The organism is Geodermatophilus sp. SYSU D00879 (assembly GCF_054050375.1).
Map to the genome: position 1 here is coordinate 176,744 of NZ_JBJGZF010000009.1, position 21,697 is coordinate 198,440.

Sequence of the window (21,697 nt, forward strand, 5' to 3'; positions counted from 1 at the left end):
GACGCGACAGCCAACCCCTGCGCCCGCATCACCCGACCGAAGATCCAGCACGAGATTCAGCGCCGAGAAGTCCTCACCGTCCTCGAGTACGCCGCCTTCCTCACCACTGCCCGCGCACTTGGTCCGACTCACCACGCCATCGCCGTACTCGGCGGCATGATGGGGTTGCGGGCGACCGAGATGGCCACTCTGACGGTCGAGTCCTTCGGCACCGTCCGCGGCTACGCCACCCTCATCGTCGTCGGCAAAGGCGACAAGCCCGCCCGCGTCCCCATCCCCATCTCCGCGCTCGGCGCCGTCCAGGCCGCCATCGACGGCCGCAGCGCCCGCTCCTGCGCACCCTCACCGGAGCTGGGAGGGACCGGCGGTCGGTGCACCGCTACGTCGCCACAACCACCCGGGCGGCCGGCATCTCCCGTCCCATCGGCCCGCACGCGCTGCGCCGCACCGTGGGCACCGTCGGACTCAGCCAAGGCATTCCACTGCGTGACGTGCAACGGCTACTCCGCCACGCTCGACCCGAGACCACCCTGGGCAGCTACGACATCACCGGCGAAGCCCTCGAACGCCACGCCTCCCACCAAGTCGCCGGCTTCCTCGCTGGCTGGGCCGGCTGACCACCGTCCTCGAGCGGCCCACTCAGGGACATCTCGATCAGTCGGTGCGGGTGATGCACCAGGCCCGGTCGAAGCGTCGCGCGGCCAGGTCGCTGTCCCGCATCCATAGCTCTAACGACGCGGCGTCTCCGAACCAGCCGCTCAGGTGGGTCCACGACTCGATGTCCAGCACGAGCCGATAGCCGTCGCCGTCCTGGACGGGCAATACCTCGCGCAGGATCCGCAGCGCCGGCGCGGTCGAGTTCTGGCTGTACCCATAGACATGGGTCACCGTCGTGGGCGGTGCCTCACGTGACTGAGTTCGCTGGTACGCCCAGGCGCGCTGGAACTCCTCGGCGACGTGCGCCGCGGCCTGGTTCTGCCCGCGATCGGTGAGGAAGTCCCCTGACGGTCGACTGCTCCAGCCGGGAAGCAGCATCCCCGCCTGGCACGCGTCCGTCGGTGTGTCGAGATCGGCGGGCGGCTCGGCGAAGCCCGGCCTCTGCGGCTCGGGCACCCAGCGCACCAGCCAGCCACTCGCGTCCCGGTCCGCTAGCTCCCAGCCGTAGGTGTCGACCAGGTCGTGGAACACCTCCAGGTAGCCCTCGGTCGGTAACCCTTCGCGATGCTCCGGCCAGGCCGCCTTGCCCTCCTCCTCGGCAGCAGCCCAGACGTCGTACAACGACAGGGAGAGCACATGTGCTAACGGCCTGCCGTCCGATCGGCGCGGCCACTCGGCCAGCGGCAGCAGCGCCGGCTCTCCCAGCCACGAGGCCCACCCGCCCCACCGCCACTCCCGATCCAACCCGGCCCGGCCCGGACGGAAGCCCTGTTCGGTGAAGACCGGGGACCAGGCGATGTCCCGGGCCAGGGCCGTCATGTCGAAGGGCAGGCCCGCAAGCCATTCGCCGACCGCCAGCCATGACATGTTGATCGGGGCGCAGTCGTCGTCGGGAGGATGCCACCTGCGAGCCACGCCGCTCATCATCGCGACGTCTTCCCGCCGGTGTCCCATAGGCCGCCTTCAGGGACGCCAACGCTCGCGGGGCTCAGGTTGTTCAGTCCTCGACCGCGTCCTGCGGTACTCGCAGCACCCGACGTGACGAGGTCCCGGGTCCCATGAGGCACGACGACGTGGGCTGCCCGCGGCCATGCCGACGCAGGGAACGCTGCCCGGTGGTTTGTTGGTCGTCGGCCGGGGCGCGGGTCGCCTACCAGGCCGCTGACCTGCGGTATTGCTCCCCCGATTGGACTCGAACCAATAACCCTGCGATTAACAGTCGCATGCTCTGCCAATTGAGCTACGGGGGATGGGCGGGTGCGACCCGCGCACCTCACGAATGTACCTCACGCCCTCCGGCGCCCTGCGCAGGCCCTCCGGATCGCGGACGTCCGCGTCCCGCCGTAGCGTGATCACGAAGCCAGTCCGCCCCTGAGACCCGGAGGTCCCCGTGGCCAAGTTCTCCTTCCTCCTCGGCTTCGGCGCCGGATACGTGCTCGGCACCCGGGCCGGCCGCGAGCGCTACGAGCAGATCCGCGGACTGTGGTCCGACGCCAAGGACAACCCGCAACTGCAGGGTCTGGCCGGGATGGCGCAGGCCCGCGCCGACGACGTCGTCAGCTCGGTGAAGGCCAAGATGGGCCGCGACACCGGCTCCAACGGCGCGGCCCCGCGCAGCACCGGCACCACGACGACGCCGCCGTCGACGGCCACCGAGTCGCCCGACCTCACCGCGCTGCCGGTCGACCCGCCGTCGATGGCCTGAGCGGGCCGCGCCGACCGCACTCAGCCCGGCCGCTCCGCGGCCAGCGCCTCCTCGAGCTTGCGGCGGGCCACCTCGCGCGCCTCCGGGTCGCTGCGGTCGGCGTCGTCGTCGAACACGACGGTCCACTCCCGCGCCGCCTGGCCGGGCACCCGGCGCGCCACGAGCACCACGCCGCCGCCGTTCGGCAGCGGCGAACGGTGGCTGGCGACCACCGTCTGGTCCACCCGGCGGCGCACCACCGCGGGCAGGTCGCCGGCGTCGCTCAGCGCGTGCCGCTGCGCGGGCTCGCGCGCCTGCACGCCGGGCTCCACCTCGGCCAGCGCGCTGACGGTGAAGCTGCCGCCGCCGTCGTTGGTGGCCGCCCAGCGGGCCGAGCCGACCTCGTGCCAGCGCAGCACGCCGACGTCGCCGGCGGCGTCCAGCGGCAGGTCCGCGGGGACGACGCGCAGCCCACGGCTGGTGGCCACCAGCCAGCCCTGTCCGCGGACCAGCGTGCCCCAGGCCAGCACCCGCTCGTCGGCGTCGGGCGAGGCCTGCACGACGGCGCGCACCGGCTCCGGGGGGCGGGTGAGCCGGCGGCGCAGGGCGGAGGCGAGGCTCACGTGAGTCCGCCGATCGCCCGCTGCCGCAGCGAGATGGCCTCCTGCTCCAGCGCCATGAGCTTGGAGAAGGCGCGCATGTACGCGTCGCCCTCCTCGACCGGGTTCATCCGCTGCAGCCTGGCCTTGAGCGCGGTGACCTGCCGGACGATGGCCATCTCCTGCAGCCGGGCCAGCACCGCCGAGACGTAGCCGGCGTCGCCCTCCCCCACCGACCGCAGCGGCTCCACCGCCAGCGCGGTGAGCTGGGCGCGGGCGGTCTCGCGCTCGCAGTGCGCGGCCACCAGGTCCAGCCACTCCGGCCCGGTGACCTGCGCGGCCGCCGCTCCCCCGGCCTGGATCACGGCCGCGGCGACGGCGGCGTAGTCCGGGTCGGTGTAGGCCTCGGGCGGGACGGCGTCGAAGGAGGGCCCGGCGATCTCGGGCACCTGCAGCGCGGCCTTGACCGCCTCCCGCTCGACCGCCAGCGCGGCGTCGTCGGGGGTGCGCTTGGGCACCCGTGGGCGCGACCGCGAGGACGCCACCTCCCCGCCGGTGATCCGGCGCACCCGCTCGAGCACCTCGCCCTCGTCGGTGTCGCCGATCAGCCCGGCCAGCCGGCGGGCGTAGGCGGGGCGCAGCGCGTGGTCCTTGACCTGGGCGATCAGCGGCGCGGTCCGGTCCAGCGCGGCGACCCGCCCCTCGACGGTGTCCAGGTCGTACTCGGCGAGCGTGGTGCGCAGGACGAACTCGATCAGCGGCGTCCGCCGGGCCACGAGGTCCCGGACGGCGGCGTCGCCGTGCGCCTGGCGCAGCTCGCAGGGGTCGCGCCCGTCGGGCTCCACGGCCACGAAGGTCTGCGCGACGAAGCGCTGGTCCTCCTTGAACGTCTTGAGCGCGGCGGCCTGGCCCGCGGCGTCGCCGTCGAAGGTGTAGACGACCTCCCCGCGGAACTCGTCCTGGTCCATGAGCAGCCGGCGCAGCACGCCGATGTGCTCGGCGCCGAAGGCGGTGCCGCAGGACGCGACCGCCGTCGTCACCCCGGCCAGGTGGCAGGCCATGACGTCGGTGTAGCCCTCGACGACGACGGCCTGGTGCTTCCTGGCGATGTCCCGCTTGGCCCGCTCGATGCCGTAGAGGACGCTGCTCTTCTTGTACAGCGGCGTCTCGGGGGTGTTGAGGTACTTCGGGCCGGGGTCGTCGTCCATGAGCTTGCGGGCGCCGAACCCGATGACGTCGCCGGTGATGTCGCGGATCGGCCAGACCAGCCGGCGGTGGAACCGGTCGATGAGCGTGCCGCGCGAGGACTCCTTGGCCAGCCCCGCGGTCACCAGCTCCTGCTGGCTGTAGCCCCTCGCGCGCAGGTGCCGGGTGAGCGCGTCCCACCCGCCGGGCGCGTACCCGCAGCCGAAGTCGACGGCGACCTGCCGGTCGAAGGCGCGGTCGGCGAGGAACTGCCGGGCGGGCGCGGCCTCGGGGGTGCGCAGCTGCTCGGCGTAGAAGGCCGCCGCCTCGGTGTTCGCGGCGACCAGCCGCGCGCGCTGCCCGGCCTGCGCCCGGTCCGGCGCGCCGGTGGGCCGGCCGCCGTCGTCCTCGTACTTCAGGTCGATGTTGGCGCGGGCGGCCAGCCGCTCGACCGCCTCGGTGAAGCTCAGGTGGTCGATCTGCTGGACGAAGCTGATGACGTCACCGCCGGCCCCGCAGCCGAAGCAGTTCCCCGTGAGGATGTTGTCCTCGAGCGTGAAGGCGTGGGTGCCGGGCACCTCGGCGCAGTAGACCTCCTCGACCCGGTCGCTCCACTCCACCGACCGGACCACCCAGCGCTTGCGCTCGTACTTCTTTCGGTTGGCGAGGATGCGCTCGCGGTGGTGCTGCAGCAGGAAGAAGGAGTCGGGCAGCCCCTTGGTCATGAAGCGGACGTTGTAGACGTCGCTCATGACGCCGTCGATTCCGAGGCGGGTCTGCTTGGCGACGCCGTAGGTCCCGATGCCCAGCCGGGTGCACAGGCTCCGCACGTACTCCAGGTCGTCGACGCGGGCCGAGTTCAGGACGGCGTCCCCGTCGTCGGCCACGCACCCGTCGGCGGCGAAGTACCCGGCGAGCCAGCCGAGCAGGTACGACGCGTCCTCGTCGAGCGCCGGGCGCTCGTCCTTGAAGTAGGCCGGCAGGCCGTAGTACCTGGTGACCCCCTCGCCCTCCCAACTCCGGCAGCCGTCGAAGTACCGGGAGAGCTGCGCGTCCTTCTCGCCGAAGAGGTTGGCGATCGAGCCGGAGCCCGCCCGCGTCCCGTCGCCGTAGACCAGTCCGCGGGCGATGCCGAACGGGGACGGTCGCGTGGCCGGGTGCATCACCCGGCTCATCGGGAACGACGGGGAGAGCTGGTCGCCCGGCCGCAGGTCCCTGGTCAGCTTCTCCCGGCGGTCCTGCCGGAGCTTCCCCGCCGGGACGAACCAGCGGTGCTCGTCGGTGGCGTGGAGCTCCTTCTCCCGGCCGTTGCGGGACACGACGACGCGCATGAGGCGCTGCACGCCGTACGAGCGGAACGGCGCCTCGACCCAGCCGCCGTCCCCGTTCAGCACCCGGACCGTCCGTCCGGCGAGCTCCGCGATCGGCACGACGCCGTCCTCGGTGAGGACGCCGGTCTCACCAGCCAGGCAGTGGTAGAGGTTCCTCGAGGGTGTGACGTGGAACGACGGCGACTTCTCGTCGTGGAACGGGCACAGGCCCTTGAGGCTGCCGCCCCCGGCGCGCTTGAGCTGCAGGTGCTCGCCGACCACTTCGTCGATCCGGCTGCGCTCGCGCACCAGCGCGATGTCCGCCGCTCGGATGCGTCCCCGGCCGGCCATGGGCCTCCTCCGTCGTGCTGCTGCCGGGACGCCCGTGCGCGTCCCGCACCGATCATCCCCCGTCGCGACGACGGCGAGTGGCGGCCCTCGTCCGCTGTGGGCTCAGCTGCTGCCCGCGGCCGCGGCGCCACCGGCGGCCACGGCGACCGCTGCGCCGTAGGTGCGCCGCTGCAGCACCAGGACCAGCCACAGCAGGAGGACCTGGACGTCCAGCGGCAGGTCGTCGTCCGCGGTCAGCGTGGGTCGGGGTGACCAGCCGCCGGTGGAACCGCTCTCGGCCACGGCCCGCTCCCCCACCGTGAACCGGTAGGTGCCCTTCCACCAGGACGCCGGGACGACGTCGACCGCGGTGCCGTCGACCTCGACCCGCCAGGTGCCCCGCCACGCCGACACCTGGCGCGCGGTGAACCGGGCGGCGTCCGCGGGCTCGGTCGCCCACCGGCCGGCCAGCACGCCGCCCCGCCGCCGTTCGAGCACCCACTCGCGGTCCCCGACGACGGCGACCGACGCCTCCCGCCAGGAGTCGGTGGAGCGCAGCCGGCCGACGACCTCGCCGTCCCGCAGGATCGGCACCTCGCGCCTCGCCGTCCCGTGCTCCCCGGCCCTCCCCAGCTCCAGCACGCGCCCTCCTCAGCCGATGCCCGGCGCGCCCGCGACGCTCTCCCCGGTCACGCGGTAGAGCAGGTAGGCGGCGGTCTCCCGGAGGATGTACCGGAACTGGGTGTTGCGGGTCTGCACGGCGGGGCCCTGCCGGGTCGGCGAGCTCTCGGCGCTGATGCCGGCGTCCTCGGCCATCCGCTCGGCGCGCATGGCGTGCCAGGGGTCGGTGACCACGACGGCGCTGGTCCACCCGCGCTCGGCGAACGCGGCGCCGACCGCACGCATGCTCTCCAGCGTGTCCACGCCCTCGGGCACCGCGAGCAGCGACTCCTCGGGGATGCCCTGGCCCATCAGGTAGTCGCGCCCGGCCTCGGCCTCGGTGAACTGGTCGCCGGCCGCCTTGCCGCCGACGGTGACGACCACCGGGGCGACGCCGTCCTCCCACAGCGACAGCGCGTGCTCGAGCCGGGCCGCGAAGATCGACGACGGGACGCCGTTGTACTGCGCCGAGCCGAGTACGACGATCGCGTCCGAGGCCGGCCGGGCGTCCTGGCGCGCGGTCCACCAGATGGCGGCGGCGGTCGAGGCGACCAGCAGCACGGCGGCGAGCACGACGGCGCCGAACACCCGCGTCACCAGTGCCCCGACCCGCGTCACCGCTCATGGATAACACGGGTCGTGCGCCGGGTGGGGGTGGTGCGACGGGCGTGCCGCGCGGCCGTCAGGACCCGGCGCGCTCCCCGCCGAGCGCCGCCCGGCCGGCCTCCAGCCGGGCCACCGGGACCCGGAACGGCGAGCAGGACACGTAGTCCAGGCCCACCTCGTGGAAGAAGTGCACCGAGTCGGGGTCGCCGCCGTGCTCGCCGCACACGCCGAGCTTGAGGTCCGGCCGCGCGGCCCGGCCGCCCTGCACGCCGACCTCCACCAGCCGGCCCACGCCCGGGCGGTCCAGCGACTCGAACGGGGAGACGCCGAAGATGCCCTTGTCCAGGTAGGCGTGGAAGAACGCCGCCTCGACGTCGTCGCGGGAGAAGCCCCAGGTCATCTGGGTGAGGTCGTTGGTGCCGAAGGAGAAGAACTCCGCCGACCGGGCGATCTCCTCCGCGGTCAGCGCCGCCCGGGGCACCTCGATCATCGTCCCGATGAGGACGTCGAGCTCGACGCCGCACTCCTCGAACACCGCCGCGAGCACCTGCTCGGACTCCTCGCGGATCGCCTCGAGCTCCTGCACCGCGCCGACCAGCGGGATCATGACCTCCGGCCGCGGGTCGCCGCCGGCTCTCTTGCGCTCGCACGCGGCCTCGGCGATCGCCCGCACCTGCATGGCGAACAGCCCGGGCACGACCAGGCCCAGCCGGACGCCGCGCAGCCCGAGCATGGGGTTCTGCTCGTGCAGCCGGCGGACGGCGGCCAGCAGCCGCAGGTTGGCCTCGTCGGGGTGGCCCTGCGCCTCGGCGACGGCCACCCGCACCGACAGGTCGGTGAGGTCGGGCAGGAACTCGTGCAGCGGCGGGTCGAGCAGCCGCACGGTGACCGGCAGCCCGTCCATCGCCTCGAAGATCTCGACGAAGTCCTGCTTCTGCAGGGGGGCCAGCGCGTCGAGGGCCGCCTGCTTGTCCTCGTCGGTCTCGGCGAGGATCAGCTTCTCCACCAGCTGCCGGCGGTCGCCGAGGAACATGTGCTCGGTCCGGCACAGGCCGATGCCGCGGGCGCCGAAGCGGCGGGCGCGGGCGGAGTCCTCGGGGGTGTCGGCGTTGGTGCGCACGTCCAGCCGCCGCACCTCGTCGGCGTGGGTGAGGATCCGGTGCACGCTGCGCACGAGGTCGTCGGCCTCGGGCGAGTCCGCGCCGATCTCGCCCTCGAAGTACCGGACGACGGCGGAGTCCTCCACCGGCACCTCCCCCAGCCACACCCGGCCGGTGGAGCCGTCGATGGAGACGACGTCGCCCTCCTCGACGGTGACGCCGCCGGGCGCGGTGAACCGCCGGTTCTTCGTGTCGACCTGCAGCTCCTCGGCGCCGCACACGCACGTCTTGCCCATCCCGCGGGCGACGACGGCGGCGTGCGAGGTCTTGCCGCCGCGGCTGGTGAGCACGCCCTCGGCGGCGATCATCCCGGCGAGGTCGTCGGGGTTGGTCTCCCGCCGGACCAGGACCACCTTCTCGCCCCGGTCGGCCCACTGGACGGCGGTCTCGGAGGAGAACACCGCCTTCCCGACGGCGGCGCCGGGCGAGGCGTTCATGCCCTGGGTGAGCTGCCGGGCGTCCCCGCCGGAGACGAACCGCGGGAACATCAGCTGGGCGAGCTGGTCGCCGGTGACCCGCCGGACCGCCTCGTCCATGTCGATGAGGCCCTCGTCGACCAGCTGGGTGGCGATGCGGAAGGCCGCGGCCGCCGTCCGCTTCCCCACCCGGGTCTGCAGCATCCACAGCTTGCCGCGCTCGACGGTGAACTCGATGTCGCACAGGTCGCGGTAGTGCGACTCGAGGGTGCTCATGATCCGCAGCAGCTCGTCGTAGGCGCCGCGGTCGATGCGCTCGAGCTCGGTCAGCGGCACGGTGTTGCGGATGCCGGCGACGACGTCCTCGCCCTGCGCGTTCTGCAGGTAGTCGCCGTACACGCCCTGCTCGCCGCTGCCCGGGTCGCGGGTGAACGCGACGCCGGTGCCGGAGTCGGCGCCGAGGTTGCCGAACACCATCGAGCAGACGTTGACCGCCGTCCCCGCGTCGCCGGGGATGCGCTCGCGGCGGCGGTAGAGGACCGCGCGCGGGCTGTTCCACGAGTCGAAGACGGCGTTGATCGCCAGGTCCATCTGCTCGCGCGGGTCCTGCGGGAAGTCCCGGCCGGTGTGCTCGCGGACGATGGCCTTGAACCGGCCGACGACGTCGCGCAGGTGCTCGGCGTCGAGGTCCAGGTCCAGGTCGGTGCCCTGCTCGCGCTTGGCCTCGTCGAGGGCGTGCTCGAACGCCTCGCCGTCGATGTCGAGCACCGTCTTGCCGAACATCTGGATCAGCCGGCGGTAGGAGTCCCAGGCGAAGCGCTCGCTGCCGGACTGCGCGGCCAGCCCCTGCACCGACTCGTCGTTGAGGCCGACGTTGAGGACGGTCTCCATCATCCCGGGCATCGAGGCCGCCGCCCCGGACCGGACCGAGACCAGCAGCGGGTCCGCGGGGTCGCCGAGGGTCTTGCCCATCGCCTTCTCCAGCGCCGTCAGGTGCTCGGTCACCTGGTCGGCGAGGTCGGGCGGGGTGCTGCCGTGCTCGAGGTAGCGGCGGCAGGCGTCGGTGGTGATGGTGAACCCGGGCGGCACGGGCAGCCCGAGGTTGGTCATCTCGGCGAGGTTCGCGCCCTTGCCGCCGAGCAGGTCCTTCTGGTCCTTGTTGCCCTCGCTGAAGTCGTAGACCCAGGTGGTCGTGCTCGTGACGCTGCCCACCGTGCACCTCCGCGCTCGTCCCGCCGGCCGCCCGTCCACCGCCGGTGCGGCGTCGTGGGGTCCCCGTCGGCCGCTCCGGCGAACGCGGCCCCGGGTCCCCGGTCGGGGGTAGACGTCTCATACGTCCACCCGGAGCCAGGCAGCGATCGTGACCCACGGGACGGGGACACGCCAGCCCGTGTCTCGTCCCGGTACACGGAGGTGAGCGGCCTCACGCAGCGGACGGCCGGCCCGGCTCGGGGAGCGAGCGGGGCCGGCCGGAGGGGTCAGGCGACGAGGACGAAGCCGAGGACGGCGAACAGCACCGTCAGCACGACGACGAGGATGCCGACGTACAGGCCGGTGCGGTTGACCGGCGACGGCGGGGGCGGGACGTAGCGCGGGAAGCCGCTGGCCAGCGCGCCGCGCTGCACCTGCGCGGCCTGCTGCGGGGTGGGCGCGAACTGCGGCTGCGGCGGCAGCTGGACCTGCCCGGGGAAGGCCACCTGCGTGGGCGCGGCCGGCGCCGGGGTCGAGGCGGGGGCGACACCGGCGGGCGCGACACCGGCGGGCGCGAAGGGCGCAGCGGGCGCGTAGGACCCGGCGGGGGCCCCGGGCGGGGCGTACGGCGCGGCGGGGGCGACGGGCGGGTGGGACGGCTGCGTCAACGCGGTTCCTCTCGGGCTGGCCCGGTGGACCTCCAGCCGGGCGGCGCACATGGTGACAGCCCGGTGGCGCTCCGAGAAGGGATCCGCTCGCGGCGCCCGCGCGCTCAGCCGGAGGCGCCGCAGACGCGCGGGCCGTCCTCGAGCACCACGGCGAGCGTGGCCTCCGCGCCGTCGTCCCAGCGGACCCGGACCTCCTGGCTGTCCTGGTCCCCGAGCCGGCCCTCCGCGACGCCGACCACCCGGGCGTCGCCGGGGTGCTCGTACCCGGCGAGGACGTCGCCGACGTCGCCGCGGTCGCGCTCGGCCTCGCACAGCAGGTCCCCGGCGGTCTCGGTGTCGCCGGCCTGCAGCGCGGCCAGGAAGACGCCGACCGCCTCGCGGGCCTGCTCCTCCCCCGAGCCCTTCACCAGCGGCAGGACCACGACCATGGCGACGGCGAGCGCCACCGTGCCGCCGAAGATCCCCAGCAGCAGCCCGTTGCGGCGCCGCGGGGTGCCGGTGTGCAGCGCCTCGGGACCCTCGTCGTACAGGTACGGGCCGCTCATCCGCCGCTCGTCTCCAGCTCCGCGCCGGCCGGCGGGCGCGGGTCGTCGCGGTCGTCGAGCCAGCCCTCGGGCAGCGCCACCGGCCGGGGGCTGCTCGTGCGGCCCCGCGGGCCGCCCAGGACGGCCGTCGGGTAGGGCTGGTCGGGGATGCGGTCGAGCAGGCCGGCCAGCTCGTCCAGCGAGCTGACCATCGCGAGGGCGCGGCGGACGTCGGAGCCCACCGAGAAGCCCTTGAGGTACCAGGCCACGTGCTTGCGGAAGTCGGTGCAGCCGTGCAGCTCACCCTGCCCCTCCGACAGCAGCTGCGCGTGCCGGACCATGACCGCGGCCACCTCGCGCAGCGTCGGCAGCGCCCGCCGGGACTCCCCGGCGAAGGCGGCGGCGAGGTCCCCGAACAGCCAGGGCCGGCCCAGGCAGCCGCGGCCGATGACGACGCCGGCGCACCCGGTCCCGGCGACCAGGCGCAGCGCGTCGTCGGCCTCCCAGACGTCGCCGTTGCCGAGCACCGGGATGTCGACGGTCTCCACCAGCCGGGCGATCGGCCCCCAGTCGGCGGTGCCGCTGTAGAGCTGGTCGGCGGTGCGCCCGTGCAGGGTGATCGCGGCGGCGCCCTCGTCCTGCGCGATCCGGCCGGCGTCGAGGTAGGTGACGTGGTCGGCGTCGATGCCGATGCGGGTCTTGACCGTCACCGGCACGTCGCGGGCGGCGCGGACGGCGGCCCGCACGATGTCGCGGAACAGCACCCGCCGCCACGGCAGCGCCGACCCGCCGCCCTTGCGGGTCACCTTGGGCACCGGGCAGCCGAAGTTCAGGTCGACGTGCGCCGGGCGGGTGCCGGCGACCTCCTCGTCGACGAGCATCTCCACCGCCCGCCCGACGGTGGCCGGGTCCACGCCGTACAGCTGCACGGAGAACCCGGCGGCGGCCTCCTCGGGCGTGGCCCGGATCATCCGCAGCGTCTTCTCGTTGCGCTCCACCAGCGCCCGCGTGGTGATCATCTCGCAGACGTAGAGACCGGCCCCGAACTCGCGGCACAGCGTGCGGAACGCGGGGTTGGTGATGCCGGCCATCGGCGCGAGCACCACGGCGGGGTCCACGGTGAGCGGCCCCAGCCGCAGCGGGGCGACCGCCGGCGCCAGGGTGCTCGTCACGTCGTCCAGGGTAGGTGGCCGCGCCCGGTGGCCGGGGTCACCCGCGGGGAGGCGTCCCCGCACGAACCGGCGCCGCAGGCCCGTGTGCACTTCCGCGGATCTGCCCGGAGCAGATCCGCGGAAGCGCACACGCCGTCAGCAGACGGGGAGCTTGGCCTTGAGGTAGTCCTCGACCCGGTCCAGGCCGATGCGCTCCTGGCTCATCGAGTCGCGCTCCCGCACGGTCACCGCGTCGTCGGTGAGGGTGTCGAAGTCGACGGTGAGGCAGAACGGCGTCCCGACCTCGTCCTGCCGGCGGTAGCGGCGGCCGATGGCGCCGGCGTCGTCGAAGTCGACGTTCCAGTTCCGGCGCAGCGCGGCCGCGAGGTCACGCGCCTTGGGCGAGAGGTCGGCGTTGCGCGACAGCGGCAGGACGGCGGCCTTGACCGGCGCCAGCCGCGGGTCCAGCCGCAGCACCGTGCGGGTGTCGACGCCGCCCTTGGCGTTGGGCGCCTCGTCCTCGGTGTAGGCCTCGACGAGGAAGGCCATCAGCGAGCGGGTCAGGCCCGCCGCCGGCTCGATGACGTACGGCGTCCACCGGGTGTTGGTCGCCTGGTCGAAGTAGGACAGGTCCACGCCCGAGTGCTCGGTGTGGGTGGACAGGTCGAAGTCGGTGCGGTTGGCGATCCCCTCGAGCTCGCCCCACTCCGAGCCCTGGAAGCCGAAGCGGTACTCGATGTCGACGGTGCGCTTCGAGTAGTGGGAGAGCTTCTCCTCCGGGTGCTCGAAGTGCCGCAGGTTGTCCGGGGAGATGCCCAGGTCGGTGTACCAGCGGGTGCGCTCGTCGATCCAGTACTGGTGCCACTCCTCGTCGCTGCCCGGCTCGACGAAGAACTCCATCTCCATCTGCTCGAACTCGCGGGTCCGGAAGATGAAGTTGCCCGGGGTGATCTCGTTGCGGAAGGACTTGCCGATCTGGCCGATGCCGAACGGCGGCTTCTTCCGCGCCGCGCCCATGACGTTGGCGAAGTTGACGAAGATGCCCTGTGCGGTCTCCGGGCGCAGGTAGTGCAGCCCCGACTCGTCCTCGACCGGGCCGAGGAAGGTCTTGAGCATCATGTTGAAGTCGCGCGGCTCGGTCCACTGGCCGGTCACGCCGCAGTTGGGGCAGGTGATCTCGGACAGGCCGTTCTCCGGGAGCCGGCCCTTCTTGGCCTCGAAGGCCTCCTCGAGGTGGTCAGCCCGGAAGCGCTTGTGGCAGTTCTGGCACTCGGTCAGCGGGTCGGTGAAGACGCCGACGTGGCCGGAGGCGACCCAGGTCTGCCGCGGCAGGATCACCGAGGAGTCCAGGCCGACGATGTCGTCGCGGCTCTGGACGACGGTGCGCCACCACTGCCGCTTGATGTTCTCCTTGAGCTCGACGCCCAGCGGCCCGTAGTCCCAGGCGGAGCGGGTGCCGCCGTAGATCTCACCCGACGGGAAGACGAACCCCCGGCGCTTGCAGAGGTTGACCACCTTGTCGAGGCGGGCGGGGTCGTGCGTGGTGTTGCTGGCGGTCACGAGCTCGGTGCTCCATCCGGCTGGCGGTCGGCGGTTGACCTGCCCACGGTAGACGCCCCGCCTGCGCGTCCCCCCGCCGCCGCGGCCGGCCCCTACGACGGGGTGTAGCCGCAGACGGCCGGGCCGCCCTCGTCCACCACGGTGACGACGAACGTGGCCGGCTGCCCGCTGTCCAGCGTCACCTCGAAGGTGACCTCGTCGACGTCGCCGGCCGCGGCCGCGTCGGTGGCCGAGCCCTCGGTGATCTGCCCGCCGAGGAAGGTGTCGAAGTCGGCGAGCACCGCCTGCCCGTCGGGGAACTGGCCCTGCCCGTCGGCGCACAGGCCGTCGTAGGCCGCGGCCGCGTCGCGCTCGACCACCGACTGCACCCACGAGATGGCGAACTCCGGGCTACCGGGGACGTTGAGGTCCCCGCCCGCTCCCCCGCCGCCGCCCCCGGTCGGCGTGCCGGCGCCGCCACCGAAGCCGCCCTCCCCGGACGACGACCCGGGCGAGGAGGACGAGGGCGAGGGCGACGACGACGAGGTGGACGCCGACGTGCTCGCCGACGTCGCCGTCGCGGCCGGGCCGCCGCCGTCGTCGTCCCGGGAGAGCAGCACCGCGGCGAGCACGCCGCCGCCGACCAGGAGGACGGCGAGCGTGGCGAGCAGGGCGAGCAGCGGGCCGCGGTTCCTGCGCGGCGGCTGCGGCGGGGCGCCGTACCCGGGTGGCCCGTAGCCCGGCGGCCCGTACCCGGGCGGGCCGTACCCCGGCGCACCGGCGGGCGGCGGCCCGTACGGGGGCTGCCGGCCGTGGCCGGGCTGGGGCGGCGGGCCGTAGCCCCGCTGCTCCTGCCCGTAGGAGGGCTGCCCGTACCCGGGCGGGCCGTACGGGGGCTGTCGAGGTCCGGGCTGCTGCGGTCCGGGTGGGGGTCCCGGCTGCTGCCCGGGGGCGCCCATCCGCAGGGTGGGGTCGCGCGGCACGGGGCCGCCGGGCAGCCGGTCGGTGGGCTCGTCCGGCCGCACATGCGGGGGCGGCGGCGGGAGGCGCACCTCGCGGGTCCGGTCGGGAGGCGGCGTCCCGTCGTCCTGCGGCGGCTGGCTCATCGCGCCCCTCCCGGGCCGGTGCGGACTGTCCCGGGCAGGCTACGCACCCGGGGCCCGTGCGGCGGAGCGCTCGCCGGGCTCGTCGACGGACAGGTAGGCGCCGGGCTCGTCGAGGGCGTGCACCCACACCGGCGCGCCGGCGACCTTGACCTCCGCGGCCGACAGCGCGCGGCGGTAGGCCCCCACGCCGTCCCAGCGGGTGACCAGCGCCCACAGCGTCGGGTCGTCGGCGCAGCGGCCGGCCTCCCCGCCGCGGCAGCCGGGCCGGGCGGTCAGCACCGCGAGCAGCCCGTCGACGGCGGCGGCGAGGGAGGCCGCCTCGGTCTCGGGCACGCGCAGCCGGGTCACCGCGAACACCGGCCCATCGTGCCGCACGGCCGGCGGCGGAGACGCCGACGGCCGACCCCCGCGCGCTGCGGGGACCGGCCGTCGGAGGGGTGCGTCAGCCGAAGTTGCAGACCGTGAGGTCCTGGCCGACCCAGACCTGGACGCTCTGGGTGGTGCCGTCGTCGAGGGTCAGCTCGAAGGTCGCGACGTCGACGGCGTTGGCCGGGTCGTACTCGATGCTGACCAGGCCGCCGTCGGCGATCGTCTGGCCGCCCAGGACCTGGCTGTAGAAGTACAGCGTCAGGTACTCCTCGGGGCTGTACTCGGTGCCGGCCGAGCCCTGCTGGGCCGCGGCCTGCAGCTCGGCGCAGGACAGGCCGTAGGCGGTCGCGAAGTCGAAGTCGTAGACCGCCTGCACCCACGCGAGCGCGAGGTCGGAGGAGCCGGGGATCTGGCCGGCGTCGGCGCCGCCGGTGTCGTTCCCCATGGGGGTGCCGGTGCCGCCGCCCCCGCCGTTGCCCGGGGTGCCGGCGCCCGGCGGCACGCCGACCGGGCCGCCCATGTCCATGCCCATCCCCGAGCCGGTGCCGGACCCGGTGTCGGTGCCGGTGTCCGACCCCTCGTCGCCGCCGTCCTCGCCGCCGTCGTCGCCGGCGTCGTCGGAGGCGTCGGCCGACGTCGAGGACTCCTGGGCCGCCGGGGCCGGGGTGTCGTCGCCGCGGAGGAGGAAGAACAGGAGCACGCCGACGCCGGCCAGCACCACGACCAGCCCGGTGATCACCCAGGGCAGGACGCTCTTCTTCTGCGGCGGCCGGCCGTAGCCGCCCGGACCGAAGCCGGGGCCGCCGCCCGGGCCGAAGCCGGGCGCGCCGTAGCCGCCGGGGGCGCCGTACTGACCGGGCGCGCCGTACTGACCGGGCTGCGCGTACTGACTCGGCGCGCCGTACTGGCCGGGGGGCTGACTCATCTGCTTCTTCCGTTCGTGGGGACGGGCGCTGGGGGCCCGAGAGCGAGAGGAAGATAGGGAGACCCCGCCGTCCCGACCACAGGTTCGCGCGCGGCAGTTCTCCGGCGGGGTCACGGGTCGGTCACGGCCCGCCGCCCGTGTCCACCCCGTCCCGCCGCCCGACGAGCCGCGGCCGAGACGCTGGTCGGGCCGGGGACCCGTCCCTAGACTCCGCCGTCGACCCGCAGCCGGCGCCGGCTCCGACGAGCGCCCGGAGCTGCGGCACACGGAGGATCACCGGTGGAGTTGCAACAGTTCGGCCCCTACCGCATCGAGGCGCTGCTCGGCCGCGGCGGGATGGGAGAGGTGTACCGCGCGTTCGACACCGAGCACGACCGGACGGTCGCGCTCAAGGTGCTCTCCGAGCACCTGGCCGCGGACCGGGGCTACCGCGAGCGCTTCCGCCGCGAGGCGCACCTGGCCGCGCGGCTCAACGAGCCGCACATCGTCCCGATCCACCGCTACGGCGAGATCGAGGGCCGGCTGTTCCTCGACATGCGCCTGGTGCCCGGCCGCGACGTCGCCGCGGTGCTGGCCGAGGAGGGGCCGATGAGCCCCGAGCGGGCGGTCGACGTCGTCAGCCAGACCGCCCGGGCCCTCGACGCCGCGCACGCCGACGGCCTGGTGCACCGCGACGTCAAGCCCTCCAACGTGCTGCTGACCGGCAGCGGCGACGACGAGTTCGTCTACCTCGTCGACTTCGGCATCGCCCGGTCGACGTCGGACGCGCAGGGCCCGGCGCTGACCCAGACCGGCGCCGCGCTCGGCTCCTTCGACTACATGGCGCCCGAGCGGTTCCTCGAGAAGCCGATCGACAAGCGGGTGGACGTCTACGCGCTGGCGTGCGTGCTCTTCGAGTGCCTCACCGGCCGGCGGCCGTTCACCGGCGACGGCCTGGCCACGCTCATGTACGCGCACCTCAACACGACCCCGCAGCCGCCGTCCGCGCTGCGGCCGGGCCTGCCCCGCGGGCTGGACGACGTCGTCCTCAAGGGCCTGGCCAAGGAGCCCGACGAGCGCTACGCGAGCTGCGGCGAGTTCGCCGCGGCCGCGCGGGCGGCGCTGAGCTCGGCCGGCGTGACGGTGCGGCCCGAGGCCGCGCCGCCGACGTCGGTCGCCCCGCTGGTCGCCCACCCGCCGACCGTGGGCTTCTCGAACCCCGGCCCGGCCGGCACCTACGGGGCGCCGTCGCACCCGGGCGCGCCGGCGGCGCTGTACGGCCCGCCGTCCGACCCGGGCCCGCCCACCGGCTACGGCCCGCCGTCGAACCCCGGCCCGCCCACCGGCTACGGCCCGCCGTCGAACCCCGGCCCGCCCACCGGCTTCCCGCCGCCGGCCGGGCCCGGGTTCCCCCCGCCGGCCGGCTCGTCGGCCTCGGGCGGCGGGAAGGGCTCGAGCAAGCTGCCGCTGCTCATCGTGGGGGCCGCGGTGGCACTGATCGCGGTCGTGGTCGGGGTCATCGCGCTGGCCGGCGGCTTCAGCGGCGGCGACGACGTCCGGGCCGACGACACCGACACCTCGACGCAGAACACCTCCGACGCGAACACGTCGACGGGGAACTCGTCCGACGGGAACACCTCCGGCGGCAGCACCGGCGGCGGGACCGCGACCGACGCCCAGGACCAGCTGCTGGCGATCATCCCCGGCGACTTCGACCCGGCGGCCTGCGAGACCGCGGACCCGGCCGGCGACGGCGACGTCGCCGCGGTGAACTGCGGCGCCGCCGCGACCCAGCCCGGCCCCGAGGTGTCGTCGTTCTACCTGTACGAGGACGCGGCGACCGTCGACGCCGTGTTCCTCGCGGACATGACCCGCGAGGGCGTCAGCCCCTTCACCGGCCAGCCGGACTGCGCCACCGGGCAGGGCTACGACGAGTACACGATCGGCGGGGTGGACGCCGGCCGCCTCGGCTGCTTCGTCGACGGCGACAACAACGCGATCCTGTACTGGACGCAGGACGACCTCGCCGCCGAGGGCATCGTGGGCATCCAGAACGGCGGCCAGGCCGGGCTGGGGACCCTGTACGCCTGGTGGGCCGACAGCGCGCACAGCGACTTCACGCAGCGCTGACCGGCCCCGGTCCCCCACACGACGAGGGCCCCGTCCCCCCCGGCCGGTGGGGACGGGGCCCTCGTCGTGTGTCGGTCGCCGCTCAGGCCCGGGCGGCGCCCAGCGCCTCGGCGGCCATCCGGTCCAGCCGCTCGGCCACCTGCAGCGCGGTCACCGGGCGCTGCCCCACCGGGGCGAGGCACTCGGAGACCAGCGCGGCCTCCTCGTCGGTCAGGCCGGGGGCGATCGCCGGCTCGGCGCTCATCACCCGGCGGATGGCCAGCAGCGGCTCGCCGTCGGGCAGCTCGCCGTACAGGCCGGTGCCGGTGAGGGCCCGGTTGAGGGTGGCGCCCAGGGCGAACACCTCGGTGGCCCGCGAGGGCCGGTCGCCGCGCAGCAGCGCCGGGTCCAGGAACTCCACCGAGGCGGCGCTGGCCATGCCGGTCAGCGTGACGCCCGGCGCGAGGTAGCGGGCCAGGCCGAGGTCGGAGAGCTTGCCGCCGTCCTCGGTGAGCAGGACGTTGGCCGGCTTGATGTCGCCGTGGGTCAGGCCCGCCTCGTGCAGCGCGTGCGCGGCGTGCGCGGCGTGCGCCACCGCCCGCAGCACCTCGCCGCGGCTGAGCGGCCGCGCCGGGGCGGCCAGCGAGCCGAGGGGGCAGTACTCCATCGCGTACAGGAAGCTGTCCTGCAGCACGGCGTCGTAGACCTTGACCAGGTACGGCGAGGCCACCTGGGCGAAGGCCCGCAGCTCCCGCACGCCCCGCTCGTAGGCCTGCTCGCTGTGGCTGCCGGTGAAGACCTTCACCGCGACGTACTCGTCGGGCAGGCCGAGCCGCGCCGGCGGGCGGGCGAGGTAGAAGCGGCCGTTGTTGCCCTCACCGAGCACGCGGACCACCTGGTAGTCCGCGATGTTGGCAGGCGCCGCGCCCACCAGGCCGACGGCATCCATGCATGTCCTCCTGAAACGCTGTCTCCCCGGCCGCGCCGGGACGCCGCGGTGCGCGGCAGCGGCACAGTGTGCCGGGGGACCCGCCGTCCGGGAACCGGTTCGCGCCCGCCGAGATGCCGCGCGCGCGGGCCCCCTACGACCGGACCGCCGCGGCTAGCATCCGCGCCCGGCGTGGCCCCGGGTGCCCGGTCCCCGCCATCCCACCCGATCCCCGCGCGGTCCCACGTGGCGCGGACAGCTACGCCCGGAGACCCAGTGGAACAGCACTCCGTCGCGGAGATCACGGCCTTCGTGTTCCTCGACCTCGCCGTGATCATGGTGGTCGCCCGCCTGATGGGACGGCTCGCCGTGAAGGTCGGCCAGCCCGCCGTGATGGGCGAGATCGTCGCGGGCATCCTCCTGGGCCCGACGCTGCTCGGCGCGCTGCCCGGGGACCTGGACGCCGCACTGTTCCCGGACCACGTCCGGCCCTACCTCGAGGTGCTCGCCCAGCTCGGGCTGGTGCTGTTCATGTTCCTCGTCGGCCTCGAGGTGGATCTGTCGTTCATCCGCGGCCGGGAGAAGATCGCCGTCTCGGTGTCGGTGTCCTCGATCGTGCTGCCCTTCGCCCTCGGGGTGCTCCTCGCGACCTACCTGCACTCCGCGCACGACGTCTTCACCCACGACGACGGGACGACGCAGACCATCTCGTTCATCGGGTTCGCCCTGTTCATGGGCGTGGCCATGTCGATCACCGCGTTCCCCGTGCTCGCGCGGATCCTCGCCGAGCGGCAGATGCACCGCGTCCCCACCGGCGTGCTCGCGCTGGCCTGCGCCGCCGTGGACGACGTCCTCGCCTGGGCCCTGCTGGCCGTCGTGGTGGCCGTCGTCGCCGCCGGCTCGTTCTCCGGCGTGCTGCTGATCCTGCTCTGGTCGGTCGTCTTCGCCCTGGTGATGTTCCTGGTGGTCCGGCCGCTGCTCAAGCACCTGGTGACGCGCTACGAGCGCCTGGGCCGGCTGACGCCGGAGATGCTCGCGCTGGTGCTCATCGGCATCCTCGGCAGCGCCTGGGTGACCGAGGAGATCGGCATCCACTTCATCTTCGGCGCCTTCGTGTTCGGCGTCGTCATGCCCCGGCAGGGTGCCGGGGCGCTCAACCACGAGATCATCGACCGGCTCGAGCAGGTCAGCGTCCTCCTGCTGCTGCCGGTCTTCTTCGTGGTCACCGGCCTCAAGGTCGACGTCGGCGCCATCGACGTGACCGGCCTGGGCGAGCTCGGCCTCATCCTGCTGGTCGCCATCTCCGGCAAGTTCGTCGGCGCGTTCGCCGCGGCCCGCGCGCAGAAGGTCCCCCGCCGGCAGGCCACTGCCCTCGGCGCGTTGATGAACACCCGCGGGCTGACCGAGCTGGTGATCCTCAACCTCGGGCGCGAGAACGGCGTGCTCGACGACACGATGTTCACGCTCATGGTGCTCATGGCCGTCATCACGACGGTGATGACCTCGCCGCTGCTCAACGTCATCTACCCGAAGCGGGTCCTCGAGCGGGACATCGCCGCCGCCGAACGGGCGGCCATGGGGCTCACCGAGGCCTACACGGTGCTGGTCGTGGTCGACGACCCGGCACGCGACGCCGGACTGGTCGACCTGGCCTGCGACCTGGTCGGCCGCGAGTCGCCGGCGCAGGTCCTGGTCACCCGGGTGGTCCGCCGGTCGCGACCCAAGCCCGAGGTGGCCAGCGGCCTGGGCGCCGACCTCGAGCTCATGGCCACCGTCGCCGGCGAGCTGCGGACCCTGGCCCAGCGGGTGGAGGAGCGGGGCCTGAAGGCCTCGGTGGCGTCCCGCTTCAGCGAGGACCCGTGGGCGGAGGTCGCCGACCTGGCCAGCAACAGCGACGCCGACGTCGTCCTGGTGCGCAGTGGCTGGGGCATCGCCGAGGGCGCGCTGACGGCGGACGGCGCCGGCACCCCGTGGCCCCCGTCGCTGCAGGGCTCGGTGGTGACCGTCTCCGGCGAGCTGGGCGAGGCCGGGCTGCAGCCGGGTGGCCCGGTGGCCGTGGTCCAGGACGGCGACGCCGACGGCCGCGCCGCTCTCCGGCTGGCCGCGCACGCCGCCCTGGGCCGGCAGGTCCCCCTCCAGCTGCGGGCCGGGGAGGGCCGGCGCTCCGGGCGGCGCCTGGGCGCGGTGGCCGGTTCGCTGCGCAAGGCGGGCGTGCGGGTCAGCGAGGACACCGAGACGCTGCCGGCCCTGCTGCTGGCCCCGGCCGGTGCCGGCCCCGTGCCCGCCACCGACGACCTGACGCCGATCCTGCTGGTGCACGCCGGCACGGCCGACAGCGACCGGGACATGGACGAGACCCTGGCCGGCATCGCCGCCCGCCCCGGGGCGCTCTGAGTCCCGCTCCCCGCAGGCCCGGAGCCCGCGTCCCGTTCGAGGGGACGCGGGCTCCGTCGTTCCCGGGGACCGTCGGCGCCGTTCCCATGCGGGCGCCCTCCTCCCACGGGCGCGGGGGGGGGGGGGGCCCCGGGGGGGGGGGGGCCCCCCCCTCCCGTGCGTCCGGGCGAGCCGCCGCGCCCGGCGCCCGTGAGCGGTCCGCCGTTC

At 74.5% G+C, this 21,697-nt stretch carries 18 protein-coding genes and 1 tRNA gene; 4 read left to right on the plus strand and 15 right to left on the minus strand.

Annotation, left to right across the window (positions count from 1 at the left end; translation table 11 throughout):
* The first annotated feature begins 371 nt into the window (after positions 1-371).
* Positions 372-617, plus strand: a complete 246-nt coding sequence (locus tag ACI79B_RS13835) for a tyrosine-type recombinase/integrase (RefSeq protein ID WP_456928440.1) — start codon at positions 372-374, stop codon at positions 615-617.
* A gap of 37 nt (positions 618-654) precedes the next feature.
* Here ACI79B_RS13835 and ACI79B_RS13840 read toward each other — a convergent pair whose 3' ends face one another.
* Both ACI79B_RS13840 and ACI79B_RS13845 read right to left on the minus strand, forming a co-directional pair.
* The gene (locus ACI79B_RS13840) at positions 655-1,584 is read right to left on the minus strand and encodes a YwqG family protein (protein WP_457000165.1); all 930 of its coding nucleotides are present in this window, start codon (positions 1,582-1,584) and stop codon (positions 655-657) included.
* A 250-nt stretch (positions 1,585-1,834) separates the two neighbouring features.
* A tRNA-Asn gene (locus ACI79B_RS13845) sits at positions 1,835-1,907 on the minus strand.
* Between the two features lie 140 nt (positions 1,908-2,047).
* Between ACI79B_RS13845 and ACI79B_RS13850 the strand changes: the two genes are divergently transcribed.
* A complete protein-coding gene (locus ACI79B_RS13850; RefSeq protein ID WP_456928438.1) occupies positions 2,048-2,362 on the plus strand; it encodes a hypothetical protein in 315 nt (104 codons plus the stop codon).
* Positions 2,363-2,382: 20 nt separating this feature from the next.
* On the opposite strand, the gene ACI79B_RS13855 is transcribed toward ACI79B_RS13850, so the two are convergent.
* The 12 genes from ACI79B_RS13855 to ACI79B_RS13910 form a co-directional block, all read right to left on the minus strand.
* On the minus strand, positions 2,383-2,964 hold the full coding sequence (locus ACI79B_RS13855; protein WP_456928437.1) for a hypothetical protein: 582 nt from the start codon (positions 2,962-2,964) through the stop codon (positions 2,383-2,385).
* Positions 2,961-5,786, minus strand: a complete 2,826-nt coding sequence (dnaG, locus tag ACI79B_RS13860) for a DNA primase (protein ID WP_456928436.1) — start codon at positions 5,784-5,786, stop codon at positions 2,961-2,963. Before dnaG ends, ACI79B_RS13855 begins: the two co-directional genes overlap by 4 nt.
* Positions 5,787-5,888: 102 nt before the next feature.
* Positions 5,889-6,407, minus strand: a complete 519-nt coding sequence (locus ACI79B_RS13865) for a hypothetical protein (RefSeq protein ID WP_456928435.1) — start codon at positions 6,405-6,407, stop codon at positions 5,889-5,891.
* A gap of 9 nt (positions 6,408-6,416) precedes the next feature.
* On the minus strand, positions 6,417-7,043 hold the full coding sequence (locus ACI79B_RS13870) for a YdcF family protein (RefSeq protein ID WP_456928434.1): 627 nt from the start codon (positions 7,041-7,043) through the stop codon (positions 6,417-6,419).
* A 64-nt stretch (positions 7,044-7,107) separates the two neighbouring features.
* Positions 7,108-9,819: a pyruvate, phosphate dikinase gene (gene ppdK / locus ACI79B_RS13875; protein ID WP_456928433.1), complete on the minus strand. Its 2,712-nt coding sequence runs from the start codon at positions 9,817-9,819 to the stop codon at positions 7,108-7,110.
* A 266-nt stretch (positions 9,820-10,085) separates the two neighbouring features.
* On the minus strand, positions 10,086-10,466 hold the full coding sequence (locus ACI79B_RS13880; RefSeq protein ID WP_456928432.1) for a hypothetical protein: 381 nt from the start codon (positions 10,464-10,466) through the stop codon (positions 10,086-10,088).
* A 104-nt stretch (positions 10,467-10,570) separates the two neighbouring features.
* Positions 10,571-11,011, minus strand: a complete 441-nt coding sequence (locus tag ACI79B_RS13885) for a hypothetical protein (protein WP_456928431.1) — start codon at positions 11,009-11,011, stop codon at positions 10,571-10,573.
* Positions 11,008-12,162, minus strand: coding sequence for a tRNA dihydrouridine synthase DusB (dusB, locus tag ACI79B_RS13890; RefSeq protein WP_456928430.1), 1,155 nt, complete (start codon positions 12,160-12,162; stop codon positions 11,008-11,010). The genes ACI79B_RS13885 and dusB overlap by 4 nt, the downstream gene beginning before the upstream one ends.
* 135 nt (positions 12,163-12,297) lie before the next feature.
* Positions 12,298-13,701, minus strand: a complete 1,404-nt coding sequence (locus ACI79B_RS13895) for a glycine--tRNA ligase (RefSeq protein WP_456928429.1) — start codon at positions 13,699-13,701, stop codon at positions 12,298-12,300.
* 92 nt (positions 13,702-13,793) lie between these two features.
* Positions 13,794-14,786 (minus strand): hypothetical protein, encoded by a 993-nt coding sequence (locus tag ACI79B_RS13900; RefSeq protein WP_456928428.1) that lies wholly within the window; start codon positions 14,784-14,786, stop codon positions 13,794-13,796.
* A gap of 39 nt (positions 14,787-14,825) precedes the next feature.
* Positions 14,826-15,143, minus strand: coding sequence for an antibiotic biosynthesis monooxygenase family protein (locus ACI79B_RS13905; RefSeq protein ID WP_456928427.1), 318 nt, complete (start codon positions 15,141-15,143; stop codon positions 14,826-14,828).
* Positions 15,144-15,228: 85 nt separating this feature from the next.
* Complete coding sequence (locus tag ACI79B_RS13910; RefSeq protein WP_456928426.1) at positions 15,229-16,080, minus strand: hypothetical protein; 852 nt, start codon at positions 16,078-16,080, stop codon at positions 15,229-15,231.
* 279 nt (positions 16,081-16,359) lie between these two features.
* Between ACI79B_RS13910 and ACI79B_RS13915 the strand changes: the two genes are divergently transcribed.
* Positions 16,360-18,189 carry a serine/threonine-protein kinase gene (locus ACI79B_RS13915; protein WP_456928425.1) on the plus strand — a complete coding sequence of 610 codons (1,830 nt, stop codon included), beginning with the start codon at positions 16,360-16,362 and terminating at the stop codon, positions 18,187-18,189.
* Between the two features lie 82 nt (positions 18,190-18,271).
* Here the strand turns inward: ACI79B_RS13915 and ACI79B_RS13920 are convergent, their stop codons facing one another.
* The gene (locus tag ACI79B_RS13920) at positions 18,272-19,117 is read right to left on the minus strand and encodes a protein kinase domain-containing protein (RefSeq protein ID WP_457000166.1); all 846 of its coding nucleotides are present in this window, start codon (positions 19,115-19,117) and stop codon (positions 18,272-18,274) included.
* Positions 19,118-19,372: 255 nt separating this feature from the next.
* On the opposite strand from ACI79B_RS13920, the gene ACI79B_RS13925 reads away from it, so the two are divergent.
* Complete coding sequence (locus tag ACI79B_RS13925) at positions 19,373-21,490, plus strand: cation:proton antiporter domain-containing protein (RefSeq protein ID WP_456928423.1); 2,118 nt, start codon at positions 19,373-19,375, stop codon at positions 21,488-21,490.
* Positions 21,491-21,697 lie beyond the last annotated feature (207 nt).

Coding starts and splice junctions, on each gene's coding strand:
- ACI79B_RS13840 (WP_457000165.1), bottom strand. CDS start 1,584: ATGATGAGCGGCGTGGCTCGCAGGTGGCATCCTCCCGACGACGACTGC.
- dnaG (WP_456928436.1), bottom strand. CDS start 5,786: ATGGCCGGCCGGGGACGCATCCGAGCGGCGGACATCGCGCTGGTGCGC.
- ACI79B_RS13885 (WP_456928431.1), bottom strand. CDS start 11,011: ATGAGCGGCCCGTACCTGTACGACGAGGGTCCCGAGGCGCTGCACACC.
- ACI79B_RS13900 (WP_456928428.1), bottom strand. CDS start 14,786: ATGAGCCAGCCGCCGCAGGACGACGGGACGCCGCCTCCCGACCGGACC.
- ACI79B_RS13910 (WP_456928426.1), bottom strand. CDS start 16,080: ATGAGTCAGCCCCCCGGCCAGTACGGCGCGCCGAGTCAGTACGCGCAG.
- ACI79B_RS13920 (WP_457000166.1), bottom strand. CDS start 19,117: ATGGATGCCGTCGGCCTGGTGGGCGCGGCGCCTGCCAACATCGCGGAC.